Here is a 14,649-nt window from a genome sequence, read left to right as displayed (position 1 = left end):
ATTCGCAGTTGAATAAAAAACCGGAGCCCAAGGGCTCCGGTTTTTTTTGCCTTCATTTTCTGCCCGGTCTGCTATCGCTGACTGGCGAAAGTCTCCATGACGAAGCGGGCGCGCTCCTCCGGGGTGAAATGATGTCTCTTGAGGCTCTCAATCGTGCGCAGGCGCGGTAACAGGCCTCTGCCATTAGCCATCTGAATGGCCAGCCCCGGGCGTGCGTTCAGCTCAAGCAACAACGGCCCCTCGTTGACATCCACCACCAGGTCGACCCCCATGTAGCCGAGTCCGGTTGCTTCATAGCACCGTGAGGCCATGGTCAGCATCTCTTCCCAGTCGTCAATATTGATGTTCTCCAGGGCAAGGCCCGTATCCGGATGGAGGGTGATCGGGCGGTTGAACTGTACGGAGTTCAGGCTTCTCCCCGTGCCGATGTCCAGGCCCACGCCTACCGCGCCCTGATGGAGGTTGGCCTTGCCATCGGAGGCAGTGGTGGCCAGCCGGAGCATGGCCATGATCGGATAGCCCTGAAAGATGATAATGCGAATGTCGGGAACGCCCTGAAAGGAGTATTTGGCCAGTTCCGGCACCGATTGCACCAGGTTTTCGACAATCGCCACATCGGGTGTTCCTGCCAGGGAGTACAGGCCGGCCAGGATATTGGACAGGTGGCGTTCCAGATAAGCTGTGGGCACCCTGGCGCCGGATGCCTTGATGAATTCCTCCTCGTCACGGCCAGTGATGACCGTGATGCCCTTGCCGCCGGAGCCTTTGGCCGGCTTTATGGCAAAGCCGGCGAGCTCGTCCGCCATATCGCGGAAATGGGGAATCTCGTGTTGTTGGCGAACCACCTGCAACAGCTTGGGGGTTTTTACGCCGTACTCGGCCACCACCAGCTTGGTTTTCAGCTTGTTGTCCACCAGCGGATAGGAGGTGCGATCGTTGTACCGGGAAATGTAATCGACATTTCGCCGGTTCATGTTGAGCATGCCCATCCGGGTCAGGGCGCGGGGCGATATCCAATCCATCAATCGTAAGCCTTCATCGGTGTGAAGCGACGAAGTTCACTCAATTTGTAACCGGTGTATTGACCCATCAGCAGGATAAGACCCAGCACCACGAAATGCAGTTCCGGGAAGTTGAAGGTCAGGTGCCGGGATAGAGGCGCGTCCATCACCAGGAACGCGCACACAGCCACAAACAGACTGCCCGCACCTTGCACGAATACCTCGTGGGCTCCTTCTTCTTCCCACAGGATGGACATACGCTCAATGGTCCAGGCGATGATTACCATCGGGAAGAAGGTTACGGTCATGCCAGTGTTGAACCCCATCTGGTAGCCCACAATACTCAGGCCGGCAGTGATAAATATCACCAGGATAATCAGGGCGGAAATCCTTGAAACCAATAACAGGTTCAGGCTGGACAGGTACCCGCGCATCAGCAGACCGATGGAAACCACCGATGTGAACGCGATCAGCCCCGGTAGCAGGTTGGTCTGGACGAACGCCACGGCAATCAGCACTGGCATGAAGGTGCCCGAGGTACGGATGCCAATGACAATGCGCATGAAGGCAACCATGAGAGCGCCCAGCGGTAGCAGGAGCAGCATACGGAACATGCTTTGTTCTTCTACCGGAAGCTGGTAAAGGCTCAGGAACCCAAAGCCATTCTCCTCGGATTGCATGGCTGCCAGCTGCAGGGCGGGAATTGTCTGGCGCAGGATTGAAAAACTGACGGTGGAGTTGCCGCCACCCATCACATCCAGCAGGGATTCGGCGCCCTGTCGCCACAGCAGCGTGTCCTCCGGGAGCCCTTGGTCACCGGAGCGGGGGTCAAAGGTCAGCCATTCGTCACCGTTATAGATTTGCAGGAAGGGCGTCAGTCCCTGGCGCCGGCGGGCGTCTTCCAGTTTGAGGCCATCGGCGGTCCTGGCCGGTATGCCGGCGTGGTTCAGCATCCGGACCAGGAGATCCAGATAATTGGTTCCGGACACCAGCAATGTTGTGTTCTGTGCCTGGGCATCAGGCTGCATCAGACGGATCAGCTCGCGGGTCATGCTCTCAGCGGTGCTCGAGCGCTCCTCTGCCTGCTGAAGAATTTCCCGTACGGCGGTAGCCTGCGGCTCTTCCCAGAAAACGGCCATGGGCTTTGGTGCACGACGGGGGCGGTCCCGGTTGGCGCTGGGGTCGGGAATAAACTGGGTCTTGAAGTAGAGCGTTTGCGGGCCGGAGACGTCCCGTTTACTCCATTCGGCCCGGCGGCTTCCGTCTTTCTCGACTACCGAAAAGCCATACCCCGGAGATGCCGCCTGTTCGGAAAGTATCCGAAACCCCGGGGACTGCTCGGGAATATTGAGGCTGGCCAGCACGGGCTGGTTAGCGGCGTCGAAGTCAATTCTCGCTTCAACCATCCAGACTGGATGTTGCTCACCGGTGAACCAGGGAATGCCCAGTTCAACATGGCGCCAGATGGCAAGGGCGGTCCCCGCCAGTATCAGCAGAGCAATGGCCGTGAAAAATGGAATTCGGGAGCGGGTATTCACGAATCATCCCCGTTCTTTTTGGTGAGGGATTCCGGCAGTTTGGTGGAGAACTCCTTGCCGACGTCGATTAACATCACGTCGCGGAGAACGTTTCGTCCGATCAGCACATTGTGCGACAGGTGCTGGCGGTCCGTCAGGGTAAATTCCGCCACCTGCTGGTGGTCGCCGATGGCAAACTGAAGTTCGACAACCACACGGCGATCTGCTTCATCCGCGCTGGACTGGATGATTTTCACGCGGCGGGAAACTTCCTTTTCTATGGTGACGTATTGATCGCTGTCTGGCACCGGGACATCAAAACGAACCCAGTTGTTACCGTCCCGTTCGAATCTGGCGATGTTGCGGGCGTCAATGGAAGACGTTTCCGCGCCGCTGTCGATGCGGGCGTTGTAAACCAGGCCGGGACCGGCGAGGTAGAATTTTTCAAGCTCACCAACAATCACCTTGCCTTTCAGGCGGTCTGCGCGACCCCTGGCTTGTTGATCCATGACAGGAGGGCAGGCCTGCGCGGTGACCACCGGGCACTCGGGCTTTTCGATTTTTTGTTCAATGGCTTCCAGAATACTTTTGGTAGAGGTGTTATTGAGGTCCACCAGTTTTTCGTGGCGGGACGCCGCATTCCCCTCCATGGTAACCAGCGTAGCGCGCTGGGACTGAACAGAACCGTTGAGCTTGTCCAGATTTTCCTTGGGCACCATTAAATAACGGTCCGCGGAGCAGCCTGACAATACAAACAGAATAGCGAGACCAGCCAGCGGCTTCCCGCATCGAAAACGCGTTGAGAACATCAATAACCCCTGAACCTGCGAACCGATAGTTTATCAGCCTGGGTTCGCCGTGAAGACCCGCAAATATCCGCAGTAAGATACTCGCAGGGGGAGTATACAACAACCGATGTGTGTGGTTGCTTTACAGTTGGTTAAGGGTAGGAAATTTTTACGGTTTGTGCGGTTTTCAGGTTTTGTTGAGGAAGTGCTGGTGGTCGAGTACATCTTCGGAGCGCAGGTATTCCTGAATCACCGGGGAGCAGTTCAGATAAAACAGCAGCAATTCCCGCTGGATATCCTGATCCTGGATGCGGGACGCGAAGCGGATGAGGTCCCGGATGCCCTCATCGGCGGTTTCATCTAACTGATTGAAGGACTTGTTGTATCGGCTTTTCAGCAAGGCCGTTAGCCGCTCCAGGTGGAACTCACCGGTATGCGTGATATGGGGAAGGAGCCGGAAACTGGCGCCCGGAGCATCGTTTGCCCCACAGCCCTGGCCACCTGCATAGCCGGATTGGGAAAATTCCGATCCCAGTTTTCTCCAGAGCTCTTTCAACATGATTAATGCCCACTCCTCTCATCGCTCCGGAATCCCGGCCACCGGTTAAAAACCGGTAATTCCGCCGGTTCGACAGAACACTTTACTCTTTTAGTTTATATTACGACTTGAGTCCATAGGTGGATGCAACGTCATCCCCCGTTTTGCCAAGCAGTCACGATTTGCGCGTTCAGGGTATTCATCAGGACGCGCCTGAACGAAAAAGGTTCCAGTCAACAGGAGGAAAATGTGCCCGAAGCCGTTACAGACATCATCCGGAATCAGCCAGTGGTTTTCAGTGTTGTCGCGTTTCTGGTGGTGCTGGTTGGTTTTCTGGTTACGCTGATGGTCAGGAGCAACCGTGTCAGGATTCGTCAGCTTGAGGCAGAGAAAGCCGAACAACAGCGGCGGGCGGAATCGCTGGGGGAGGAATTGGCAAATGCCCGGGTGCAGTTGCGTGAGTACGAGGTAAACCTTGCCAGCGAGCGGCGTGCCAGTTCGGAGAAACTGGCGCTTCTGGAGCACAACCGGGATGCCTTGAAGCAGGAGTTCGAAAACCTGGCCAACCGCATTTTCGAGCAGAAAAGCGAGCGCTTCAGTCAGCAGACCCGCACCAGTCTGGATACCCTGCTTAACCCATTCCGCGACCAACTTCAGGACTTCCGCAAACGTGTGGAGGATGTCTACACCTCGGAAACCCGGGACCGGCAGGCATTGCGCAGCGAAATCAAATCCTTACAGGACCTTAACCGACAAATCACCGAAGAGGCTGCTAGTCTTACCCGCGCTCTGAAAGGCGACAAGAAGATTCAGGGTAACTGGGGCGAGCTGATACTGGAGCGGGTGTTGGAGCGCTCAGGGTTGCGCAAGGGTATTGAATACGAGACCCAGGGCAGTTACCGGGATGGTGACAACCAGCTGCTGCGCCCGGATGTGGTGGTGCACCTGCCGGACAACCGCAATCTGGTGGTGGACTCCAAAGTGTCACTGGTCGCCTACCAACAGTGGATCAACGAAGAAGATGAAAGCGTTAAAACAGAGGCGCTCAGGCAGCACGTAGAGGCTGTTCGTACGCATATCCGCACCCTGAGTGAGAAAGACTACAGTCAGCTTAACGGTCTTCACTCCCCGGATTTTGTCCTGCTGTTCATGCCCATTGAACCGGCGTTTGTGGCGGCGTTTCAGCAGGACGAGAACCTCTTCGCAGAAGCCTTCGAACGAAAGATTATTGTAGTAACACCAACCACCTTACTGGCCACCCTTCGCACCATCGAGAACATCTGGCGCTATGAACGGCAAAGCCAGAACGCCGAGCGCATAGCCGAGCGGGCTGGTGCGGTGTACGACAAGCTTCGGGTTTTCGTGGAGTCGATGGAAAAGCTTGGCGCCCAGCTCCATACGGCGCAGGGCAGTTACGATGCCGCCATGAACACCCTGACCCGGGGGCGGGGAAACCTGGTTTCACAGGCGAATCGCTTTGTGGAGCTTGGGGTTCGTGTTAAAAAAGAACTACCAAAGGCCATCATGGATCAGGCCGAAGTGGATCCTGGTGAATTTGCCGACAGTGAGCAGGAGTAGAGGTAATGGAAAAAACATCCCAAACGGGGCGTAACTTGGCTCGTAGTCTGGTACTGGCCTCGTTGCTGGCAAGCATCGGCGCCCAGGCCACCTCCCTGGCCCCGGAGCATGAAGTCCGCCGCCTGATGCTGGCCACCGAGGAAGCCGTTGCCGCCGAGAACTGGGGCGAGGCCGGTGAATACCTCAACCGGCTCCAGGGCCTGGAGGGTGAGAAGCCCGTGGACTACTACTATTTCCGCGGCCGCGTCATGCAGGAATCCTCCCACTTTAATGAAGCGCAATCGGCCCTGGAGGCTTACGTTTCCCGTGCCGGATCCGAAGGCAACCATTATCGGGATGCGCTTAAGCGTATCACCGCCATTGAGAAGTCCCGCAAGGAGCGTGCGAGTAAAGACCAGAACCAGGTCAGTAAGAGAGAGCCGGTCGCTATCATCGAGCCGGCCGGTCAGCAGGAGCTGGCGAACCTGCGCAAGTTGTACCTGGTGGATTCCGATCGTGAAGCACTGACCATACACCTGAACAGCCTGCTGGAAGTGGCAGGATGGCGGGCCGATCAGCGGGTGGTCAGGCTCGACGTGCCTGCGGATGTGAGCTACCGGATCGCGTCCGGCAACAGCCAGATCGAAGTTCAGGAATCCAGCAGGGAAGACGACGAGCGAATCACCAGGAACACCCAGTCCATCAACGTGTATGGCATCAGCCCCCAGGTTGAGTGGGACTGTCAGCCTTCCGCAGGGACCTGCTGGGTGTACGACCCCAGGGATGGCTCCAGGTTGCTGAAGCTTGGGCCAAACCGTGACCGCGCCGAAGAGATTGCCAGTACCCTGGGCCGCCTGATCAAGACGCTCCAGGCCCCGGGTTAATCAGCCCCGCTAATCCCCGGCGCTGCTTCGTTCGCCCTCGCGATAGGCGCCGGGGGTGACCCCCGTCCACTTCTTGAAGGCGCGGTGAAAGGTGGATGGTTCCGTGAACCCCACCTTGGTGGCAATGTCATTGATCGGCAGATCCTGCCGGCCCAGATAGTAAATCGCCATGTCCCGTCGCAGCAGATCCTTTATTTCCTGAAACGAGGTGTTTTCCTGCTTCAGTCGTCGGCGCAGGGTTTGCGGGCTGGTGTGCAGCTCGGTGGCAATCCACTCGAAATCCGGCAGGGGTTTGGAGAAGTCGCGGCCAATCAGGGCGCGGATCCTGCCGGTGAACGTGTTGCTTTCATCCGGTCGTGACAGCAGATCCGCCGGGGACGTCTTGAGGAACTGGTGCATTTCCGGCCGGTCGCGGATCACCGGCGCTGACAGAAAGCGCTTGTCGAAGGTGAGGGCGGTGCGTTCGGTCTCAAATGCCAGTGGGCAGTGAAAAATGTGGCGGTATTCATCGCCGTGATCGGGGCGAGGGTAGTTGAATTCAGCCTTCAGCAACTCCACCGGCTGGCCGACCAGCCAGCTACCCAGACGGTGCCAGATCACCAGCAGGCTTTCCCGCATAAAATACCGGGGATCATTGATATCCCCCTCAATCACCGTTACCAGGCGGGCCACCTGGTCATCCACTTCCAGTTCCATGGACACCATGGGCTCGAACAGGCGAGAGAACTGGAACGCCTGCCGGTAGACCGCCTCCAGGTTGGGGCAGTCAATCACCAGGGCACACATGGTGGCGAACGTGCCGGCACGGCATTGCCTTGGCCCGAAACCCATGAACTCGTCGTCCATACGGCTCCAGATGACCTGCATCAGCCGGCTGAACTGATCGCTGTTGACCCGGGCCATCTCAATTTTCAGCAAATCCGGCGAGATGCCGGCTTCCCGCAGCATATCGCGGGTGTCATAGCCGGCGCGCTCCGCGCCAATCAGGGATGCCTCAACAAAGTGCCGGGAAACCGTCAGGTTTGACATGCCACTCGCTATTTCCTGGAAAACGAAGCCCATCATAAAACCCCCCGGCTACAATGCAACCTGCAGGCGCCTCAAAAGCTGGAAGAAATGGCCAATTGGAATGACGGAACCCGCAGTTGGCCCCATCGGGAAAAACCGTCAGCATAGAAGTAACCACCAACAAGGAGAACAACATGCCAGGCCCACTGACTTCCCTGAAAGTGCTCGACTTCAGCACCCTGCTGCCCGGACCCTACGCCACCATGCTGCTGGCGGACATGGGAGCGGACGTGCTGCGTGTGGAAGCGCCGGACCGAATGGAGCTGACCCGGGTCATGCCGCCCCACGACGGCGGAACCAGCACGGCCCACGCGTACCTGAACCGTGGTAAGCGGTCACTCGGCCTCGACCTCAAGAAAGAGGGCAGTGCCGACGTTATCAAGGAAATGGTGCAGGACTTTGACATCGTCATCGAGCAATTCCGTCCGGGTGTGATGGACCGCCTGGGCATAGGCTACGACACCCTCAAGGCCATTAACCCGAAGCTGATCTACTGCGCCATCACCGGCTATGGCCAGACTGGCCCCTACAAAAACCGCGCGGGCCACGACATCAATTACCTGTCTCTCGCCGGTGTATCCAGCCATTGTGGCCGTGCGGACAGCGGCCCACCGCCCATGGGCATCCAGATTGCTGATGTGGCCGGCGGCTCCCACCACGCGGTGATGGGGATTCTTGCGGCGGTTGTTCATCGGCAGCAGACCGGGGAAGGACAGTTTGTCGATATCAGCATGACCGACGCGGCCTTCGCTCTTAACGCCATGTCCGGCGCTGCCTGCCTGGCCGGTGGTCAGGAGCAAACACCGGAAAGCAGCCTTCTCAATGGCGGCAGTTTCTACGATTACTACCAGACCCGCGATGGCCGCTGGCTGTCCGTCGGCAGCCTGGAGCCCCAGTTTTCATCCCGGCTGTGCGACATCCTGGGCCTGCCCGACATAAAGAGCTTTGCCCTCAGCCAGAACCCGGAACACCAACAAAAAATGAAAGCGGCCCTGAAAGAGAAAATTGCCGAGAAAACACTCGCGCAATGGCAGGAGATCTTTGCGGATCAGGACGCGTGTGTGGAACCGGTATTGACCATCTCCGAGGCGGCAGAGCATCCCCAATTAAAGGAGAGGGAAATGGTGATCGGTGTGGATCGGGAAGATGGCAGTGAACAGAGGCAGATTGGCTACCCCATCAAGTTCAGCCAGACCCCCTGTTCCGCGAAGCATGTGGGCAGGGCGCTGGGAGCGGATAACGACTCTATTCTTTCCTGAACTAAGCGTTGCCCGCAGGTTACTAAAGCGTCATTGGCGTTTTATCGAAATTGGGTCCTTAATTGAAAATGCAGTCAACCATAGATCAAAAAATGATCAAGGAGGTGTCTGATGAGTGTTAAAACCCTGAGCCTTGCCACCATGATGTCCATGGCGCTCTGCATTCCGGCCGTTTCCGCTGCCGGTTCTGACGAGACCGAAAAAGATGCAATGGAGGGCAGCAGTGACCAAATGCAAAAAAGCGAAACCACAGGGCACGGTATGCAATCCATGTCCTTTGATGAGCTTGATGCCAACCAGGACGGGGTCCTCACCGAGGACGAGCTGAACGTGTACGGCAGCACCGCAGCCGGTAACCCCGATGAGAAGTCCATGTCAGGTCAGGAAACCCGCGACATGATGATGGACCTGGATCGGGATAGTGATGGTCAGTTAACTCAGGATGAGTTTGATCAGATGGAATAATTCCCTCGAGAGCTGTGTTGAAATGCTACCGGGTTGGCATTCCCGGAGGCATAAAACAGAAAGGCCCCGGCAATTTACCGGGGCCTTTCTGGTTTTGGTCTATTTATTCGAATTTACGGGTTAGCCATAAATAGCCCAACGGTTTCAGTAACCATGCCGCCGAAAACGGTTGCATCGTCTGCTGAAACGGGGGTCCCATGGTTGCCCGAAGTGTAGGTTGTAATATTGGGCAGGCCGAGTGTCAGGGGCTTGGTACCTGCTAACGGAGCATTGAAGCTGTCGACAGTCACCGAAACGTCCTGGCCGTTTACTTCTGTGGTGAATGTACCCTCAAGCGCCGGTATGCCCCAAACTGCCTCGTCAGCTGCGTTGGGAATGACGGTATCACCTTCCACCTCAGAGAGCAGGACGGGTGTACCAAGATCCCCGAGATTATCAACGAAGTTGATTGGGTCGGCGGTATCAATGGTTGCCTGGAACACATTGAAGTATGTTTCCAGGTTCGCGTCGCCCTGCGCCAGACCAGCAGCTTGCTGGAGACCAAGGAGAATGCGTGGTGCGAATGTAGGAGAGTTCTCCAGCAGTCGAGTAACGCCACCACCTGGGGTCAGCATACTGGCGGCATTGATGTCGTTAGACTCTGCCGCGGGGTTGAGGGCAACAGACTGGTTGGCATTAACCGCCGCCACGAAAGGCGTGCCGGTAATCGTTCCCAGAGAGTGGCCCACAAAGTAGACCGGTGTTGAATCATCAATCGCCACAGTGGCACCAGTAATTGTGGGCAGGTTCAGGCCGGACAAGCTGGCCCGCAGGTTCATTTGGTCCACGGAGCTCTGGCGGTTATTGTCCCGAGAAGTCAGGAAGCTGGTCAGGTTGATAAACAGGCTTCCCGAATCTCCAACACCGTTCTCGAAGTCAATGGCTCCCGGTACGCCCGGCTGCTCAGCATAAAAACCAAAGTGACGCTCGTTGCCAATTTGCGGAGCGAGTCCCGGAACGGTGCTGCCTGCGTTGGCGACGGTGTTTTCGATTGAAACGAGTCCAGCCATGCCTTCCTGAGCCTCGGCACCACAATCGCCGTTCAGGACCTCTTCAACGGTCGTAACGGGACAGCCACCATCAATCAATTGCTGTAAGAGGCCCAGAGAAAGCTGCCCATTGATCAATGCAGCCCTGTTTGTGTCGTTAACCTCCAGGCCGGCACCTGTCAGCAACCGGTCCGCCAAGGCCTCCTGCTCTTCGGTTGTGAAACCCGCTACGCCATGCAATGGCTGGTCAACGGCAATCACCGCATATCCCTGAGTGGCAAGGGCAGTGCCGAAAGTGAGTGCAGCGCTTCGATCAGTGGTGATCCCGTGCTGGTAGAGTACGACACCGTTAATGCTGCCAGACGTGGGGTAGAGGGCTAGCATTGGCGCCTCAACCGTTGCCTGTTCTTTGGGGAAGGGGAATACATAGTTTACCGCTGTGGAAACGGAAGGATCCGCCTGAGGGATCGCCAGTCCAATACTCTCGAAAGCGGAATTGAGTTGCGTTGCCAGTCCGTCATCGGCCACCCAGGATTTCGTGACGAGATCTGCGCCACTGGTGCCCATATAGTAGGGAAGACTCACCGTGCCCTGTGCGGCCGTCACATCAGTGCTTGCTGCGCCGAATGCATCGAGAACGCCACTCGTTACTGCGGATACAAACGGTACAGGGGCGACAGATGCAGGATCAACGGTGATATCAGCGGAACTGCGGTCAGCCTGGTCTGGCAACAGAGGGCTGAAGTTCGTAGCCAGAGCGACGCCAGCACATACCACAGCGTCTTCCCCGGTTGTGGGTTCACATGGAGCGCCTGAGCCAAACAGTGTCGGCAGCTTATCGGCAATCAGCTCACCATCGGAAGCCGGGATGTTCGGGAAGTTGGCAATCGCTCCATCCACAACAGGCTGCACTTCTTCATATGTGGAAGCGCCACCTTCAAGTGCGCCCTCAGCTGCTGAAACCTTAACAAAGGTTTCTATCTGATCAGAGAACCATGCCGCAGGCTCAGCAATATACTGCAGCACCTTCTCATCGTTCGACGTAGTAAAGCTGTAACTAATCGCAATGTCTTCATCAGTAATGCCAAGCGCAGCGCCTGCAATCGGCTCCCACAAGCTATTAATCAGCGTCCGAACCGGAGCCAGGGCAGCGTTACCCAGCGGCTGCTCTTCATCGGTCAGGTTGCCGTAGCTGGGTGAAGCGATAATGGCTTCACCGTTGATGTCGGTAATGTCCTTGGTTACGACCGCCACGTAACGCTTGCGCGGGTTCAGCGGTTGCAGCGGCAGGATGCGGATGGCAGAAGTGCCGTCCAGTGTTTCAACATCTGCGCGAGCGGGAGCTGCACCCAGTACGGTGGGTGGCTCGCCAATGCTCAGGCCTTGTACCGGGTCGCCACTGGCATAATCCAGTTCAAGAAGGAACACGGTTTCACCGTAAACCACGGTGCCTGGATCAATCTGTCCATTAAACTGGATTACCGCCGGAGCAACGGTAGATGCGCCGCTCAGTTCATTCAGTGCGGTCGTAACGGGCGGAGAGCTGTCTGCAACGCCAAAGGTGCCGTCACCCTGTTCAGAATCAAAAATCAGATCATTAGGAATAGGAAGCTGGCTCAGCAGCGGATTGAAAACTGGCCAGGTTTTCCCATCAATGGCGGGATTATTGATCTTATAATCCGGATTCGCATTCTTCCCGGAGCCGGCACTATCGAAGCACCCTGTCAGACCAAGGGAAGACGCCACGGCAAGACTTATTAGTGTTTTCTTGAACATGGGTGTGGAACCTTTTCCTGTTGTTGTGTCGTTATTGTCGGCCGGTGACGGGGCCGGTCTGCTCCGGTAAACCCTGTGTCAGAGGCCTGTTTTGCTAATACGGTTATTTGAAATTGTAGCCAGCGCTCTGTGCCAATTTCTGTAACTCTGACTATAGCGACAGTATGGCAACAGTTGATCAGCCAAAAGTGTGATTCTGGCGTTTTGGAGCCTCCCCGCACGGAAGGAGTTTGGCCTGTTTGAAAAATAGTTGGCGGGGAGGGGTTTGTCGAGTTTGCTCAGGGTGGTTAATCGAACTTTGAGAAGTCCGGCTTCCGCTTCTCCATAAAGGCCTTGAAGGCTTCGGATGCTTCCCCGGATTTGAGGCGTTCGCCGAACAGCTTGCCTTCCGCCAGCATGGTGTCTTTTAGTTGTTCCAGATTGGGGCGGTTCAGCAGTTCCTTGGTGGCGCGGATAGCTGCCGGCGCCTGGGCGGCCAGCTGGTGGCAGGTCTCCAGCGCGGTGGCTTCGGTGGTTTCCGGATCGCATACCCGGTTGATGATACCCAGGCGGTCAGCGTCTTCAGCAGTGAAGGCGCCGCCCAGCATCAGCAATTCCGCCGCACGGACACGGCCAATCCATGAAGGCAGCAGCAGGCTGGAGCCGCCTTCCGGGCACAGGCCCAGGTTGGCGAAGGGCATCTGGAAACGAGTGTTGTTACCAGCGAATACCAGGTCGCAGTGCAGCAGCATGGTGGTGCCGATGCCGACTGCGGGGCCATTAACAGCGGCTACAACGGGCTTGGTGGCAGTGGCCAGCAGGAACAGGAAACGACCGACCGGGGTTTCCTCGAAGGAACCGGGCAGGCCTTGGGCGAAATCGCTCAGGTCGTTACCGGCGGTAAAGCAGTCTTCGCTGCCGGTAAACAGCACGCAGCGGATGTCCGCATCGGCGTGAGCCTGTTCAAGGGCATCACCCAGGGCTGTATACATGGCGTGGGTGAGGGCGTTTTTCCGGTCCAGGCGATTGATGCGCACCACCAATACCTGTTTGTTTTTTTCAGTGAGGACGAGGTCAGTCACGGTGTCTCCTGCGGTCGTTCTTGATTTATTCGTTAGGATGGTACCTTCTTTCCATAGTTTTTTTCACGGTTTTTCATCAACCGCCCGATGCCGCGCTCTGGTCATTTTCTGGTAAACTCCCGCTTCCGATTTTTTCATCGATAAACCAAAACTGATGAGACGCCTATGACCACCGTAATTCGCCAGGACGACCTGATTGAGAGCGTAGCGGACGCGCTGCAGTTCATTTCCTACTACCACCCGAAAGATTTTATTCAGGCTGTGTATGAGGCCTATCAGAGAGAAGAGTCCCAGGCGGCGAAGGATGCCATGGCGCAAATCCTGATCAACTCCCGCATGTGTGCCCAGGGCAAGCGGCCGATTTGTCAGGATACGGGCATTGTGACGGTGTTCGTCACCATCGGTATGGATGTGCAGTGGGATGCCGACATGCCGCTGGACGACATTATTAATGAAGGCGTTCGCCGCGCTTACACTCACTCGGATAACGTGCTGCGGGCTTCCGTACTCGCCGATCCGGACGGCAAGCGCGCCAACACCAAGGACAATACCCCGGCGGTGATCCACTACAAGATGGTTCCGGGCAATACCGTGGATGTCCACGTCGCCGCCAAGGGCGGTGGTTCCGAAGCCAAATCCAAGTTCGCCATGCTGAACCCGTCCGACTCGGTGGTGGACTGGGTTCTGAAAATGGTGCCGCAGATGGGCGCCGGTTGGTGTCCGCCGGGCATGCTGGGCATTGGTATTGGCGGTACCGCCGAGAAGGCGATGGAGTTGGCCAAGGAATCCCTGCTGGACCCGATCGATATTCACGATCTGCAGGCCCGTGGTGCCTCTAACCGCTCCGAGGAACTGCGCCTGGAACTGTTCGACAAGGTTAACGAACTGGGTATCGGTGCCCAGGGCCTGGGCGGCCTGACCACAGTTCTGGATGTGAAGGTGAAGGATTATCCCACCCACGCAGCCAACAAGCCGGTGGCGATCATTCCGAACTGTGCCGCCACCCGCCACGCGCACTTTGTGCTGGATGGCTCCGGCCCCTCACTGCAAACTCCGCCGAGCCTGGAAGACTGGCCGGAAATCACCTGGGAAGTGGGTGACAGCGTTCGCCGCGTGAACCTGGATACGGTCACTCCGGAAGATGTGAAAGACTGGAAACCGGGTGAAACAGTACTGCTGTCCGGCAAGATGCTGACCGGCCGTGATGCCGCCCACAAGAAGATGGTGGACATGATCGAGCGCGGCGAAGAGCTGCCGGTGGATCTGAAAGGTCGCTTCATCTATTACGTGGGCCCGGTGGACCCGGTGCGCGAAGAAGTGGTTGGCCCGGCTGGCCCCACCACGGCCACCCGTATGGACAAGTTCACCCGCACCATGCTGGAGAAAACCGGTCTCACCGGCATGATCGGCAAGGCCGAGCGTGGTCAGGTGGCGATCGATGCCATTCGCGAGTTCGGCGCTGTGTACCTGATGGCCGTGGGCGGTTCCGCTTACCTGGTATCCAAAGCGATCAAGAAGGCTGAGGTTGTGGCCTTTGAGGAGCTGGGTATGGAAGCCATCTACGAGTTTGAGGTGGAAGACATGCCCGTCACCGTGGCAGTGGATTCTACAGGCTCCTCCGTCCACCAGACTGGTCCGGCAGAGTGGCACGACAAGATCATCTCTGCCAAGGCTGTCTGAACACCAACTCCCTGTTCCTGATCCCGG

Annotated in this window: 12 protein-coding genes; 5 read left to right on the top strand and 7 right to left on the bottom strand. The window is 57.1% G+C overall.

Translation table 11 applies throughout. The features are described 5' to 3' along the window. Nucleotides 1–71 precede the first annotated feature (71 nt). The 4 genes from ACJO5Y_RS13670 to ACJO5Y_RS13655 form a co-directional block, all read right to left on the bottom strand. On the bottom strand, nt 72–1,022 hold the full coding sequence (locus tag ACJO5Y_RS13670) for an alpha-L-glutamate ligase-like protein (RefSeq protein WP_406987924.1): 951 nt from the start codon (nt 1,020–1,022) through the stop codon (nt 72–74). Next, complete coding sequence (locus ACJO5Y_RS13665; RefSeq protein WP_406987923.1) at nt 1,022–2,539, bottom strand: inactive transglutaminase family protein; 1,518 nt, start codon at nt 2,537–2,539, stop codon at nt 1,022–1,024. Before ACJO5Y_RS13665 ends, ACJO5Y_RS13670 begins: the two co-directional genes overlap by 1 nt. Then, nucleotides 2,536–3,237 (bottom strand): ATP-dependent zinc protease family protein, encoded by a 702-nt coding sequence (locus ACJO5Y_RS13660; protein WP_406987922.1) that lies wholly within the window; start codon nt 3,235–3,237, stop codon nt 2,536–2,538. The genes ACJO5Y_RS13665 and ACJO5Y_RS13660 overlap by 4 nt, the downstream gene beginning before the upstream one ends. 256 nt (nt 3,238–3,493) lie before the next feature. Next, nucleotides 3,494–3,865 (bottom strand): hypothetical protein, encoded by a 372-nt coding sequence (locus ACJO5Y_RS13655; protein ID WP_406987920.1) that lies wholly within the window; start codon nt 3,863–3,865, stop codon nt 3,494–3,496. A 324-nt stretch (nt 3,866–4,189) separates the two neighbouring features. On the opposite strand from ACJO5Y_RS13655, the gene ACJO5Y_RS13650 reads away from it, so the two are divergent. After that, nucleotides 4,190–5,422 (top strand): DNA recombination protein RmuC, encoded by a 1,233-nt coding sequence (locus ACJO5Y_RS13650; protein WP_406988018.1) that lies wholly within the window; start codon nt 4,190–4,192, stop codon nt 5,420–5,422. A gap of 5 nt (nt 5,423–5,427) precedes the next feature. Continuing rightward, a complete protein-coding gene (locus ACJO5Y_RS13645) occupies nt 5,428–6,285 on the top strand; it encodes a hypothetical protein (protein ID WP_406987918.1) in 858 nt (285 codons plus the stop codon). A 9-nt stretch (nt 6,286–6,294) separates the two neighbouring features. Here the strand turns inward: ACJO5Y_RS13645 and ACJO5Y_RS13640 are convergent, their stop codons facing one another. Further along, nucleotides 6,295–7,314: an AraC family transcriptional regulator gene (locus tag ACJO5Y_RS13640; protein ID WP_406987916.1), complete on the bottom strand. Its 1,020-nt coding sequence runs from the start codon at nt 7,312–7,314 to the stop codon at nt 6,295–6,297. A gap of 173 nt (nt 7,315–7,487) precedes the next feature. Here ACJO5Y_RS13640 and ACJO5Y_RS13635 point away from each other — a divergent pair, with 173 nt between their 5' ends. Together ACJO5Y_RS13635 and ACJO5Y_RS13630 are read left to right on the top strand one after the other, a co-directional pair. Continuing rightward, on the top strand, nt 7,488–8,612 hold the full coding sequence (locus ACJO5Y_RS13635; protein WP_406987914.1) for a CaiB/BaiF CoA transferase family protein: 1,125 nt from the start codon (nt 7,488–7,490) through the stop codon (nt 8,610–8,612). Nucleotides 8,613–8,723: 111 nt separating this feature from the next. After that, nucleotides 8,724–9,077 carry an EF-hand domain-containing protein gene (locus ACJO5Y_RS13630; protein WP_406987913.1) on the top strand — a complete coding sequence of 118 codons (354 nt, stop codon included), beginning with the start codon at nt 8,724–8,726 and terminating at the stop codon, nt 9,075–9,077. Between the two features lie 113 nt (nt 9,078–9,190). On the opposite strand, the gene ACJO5Y_RS13625 is transcribed toward ACJO5Y_RS13630, so the two are convergent. Continuing rightward, nucleotides 9,191–11,881, bottom strand: a complete 2,691-nt coding sequence (locus tag ACJO5Y_RS13625; protein ID WP_406987912.1) for a hypothetical protein — start codon at nt 11,879–11,881, stop codon at nt 9,191–9,193. 287 nt (nt 11,882–12,168) lie between these two features. Continuing rightward, entirely contained in the window at nt 12,169–12,942 is a 774-nt protein-coding gene (locus ACJO5Y_RS13620; protein WP_406987910.1) for an enoyl-CoA hydratase, read from the bottom strand. 165 nt (nt 12,943–13,107) lie between these two features. Here ACJO5Y_RS13620 and ACJO5Y_RS13615 point away from each other — a divergent pair, with 165 nt between their 5' ends. Next, nucleotides 13,108–14,622, top strand: a complete 1,515-nt coding sequence (locus tag ACJO5Y_RS13615; protein WP_406987909.1) for a fumarate hydratase — start codon at nt 13,108–13,110, stop codon at nt 14,620–14,622. The last annotated feature ends 27 nt before the right edge of the window (nt 14,623–14,649 follow it).

It is taken from the genome of Marinobacter alkalisoli, from assembly GCF_045449855.1.
Taxonomy (GTDB): Bacteria; Pseudomonadota; Gammaproteobacteria; order Pseudomonadales; family Oleiphilaceae; genus Marinobacter.
The sequence above is the reverse complement of the archived record's forward strand: the minus strand, read 5'-3'. Positions and strand labels throughout refer to the sequence as shown.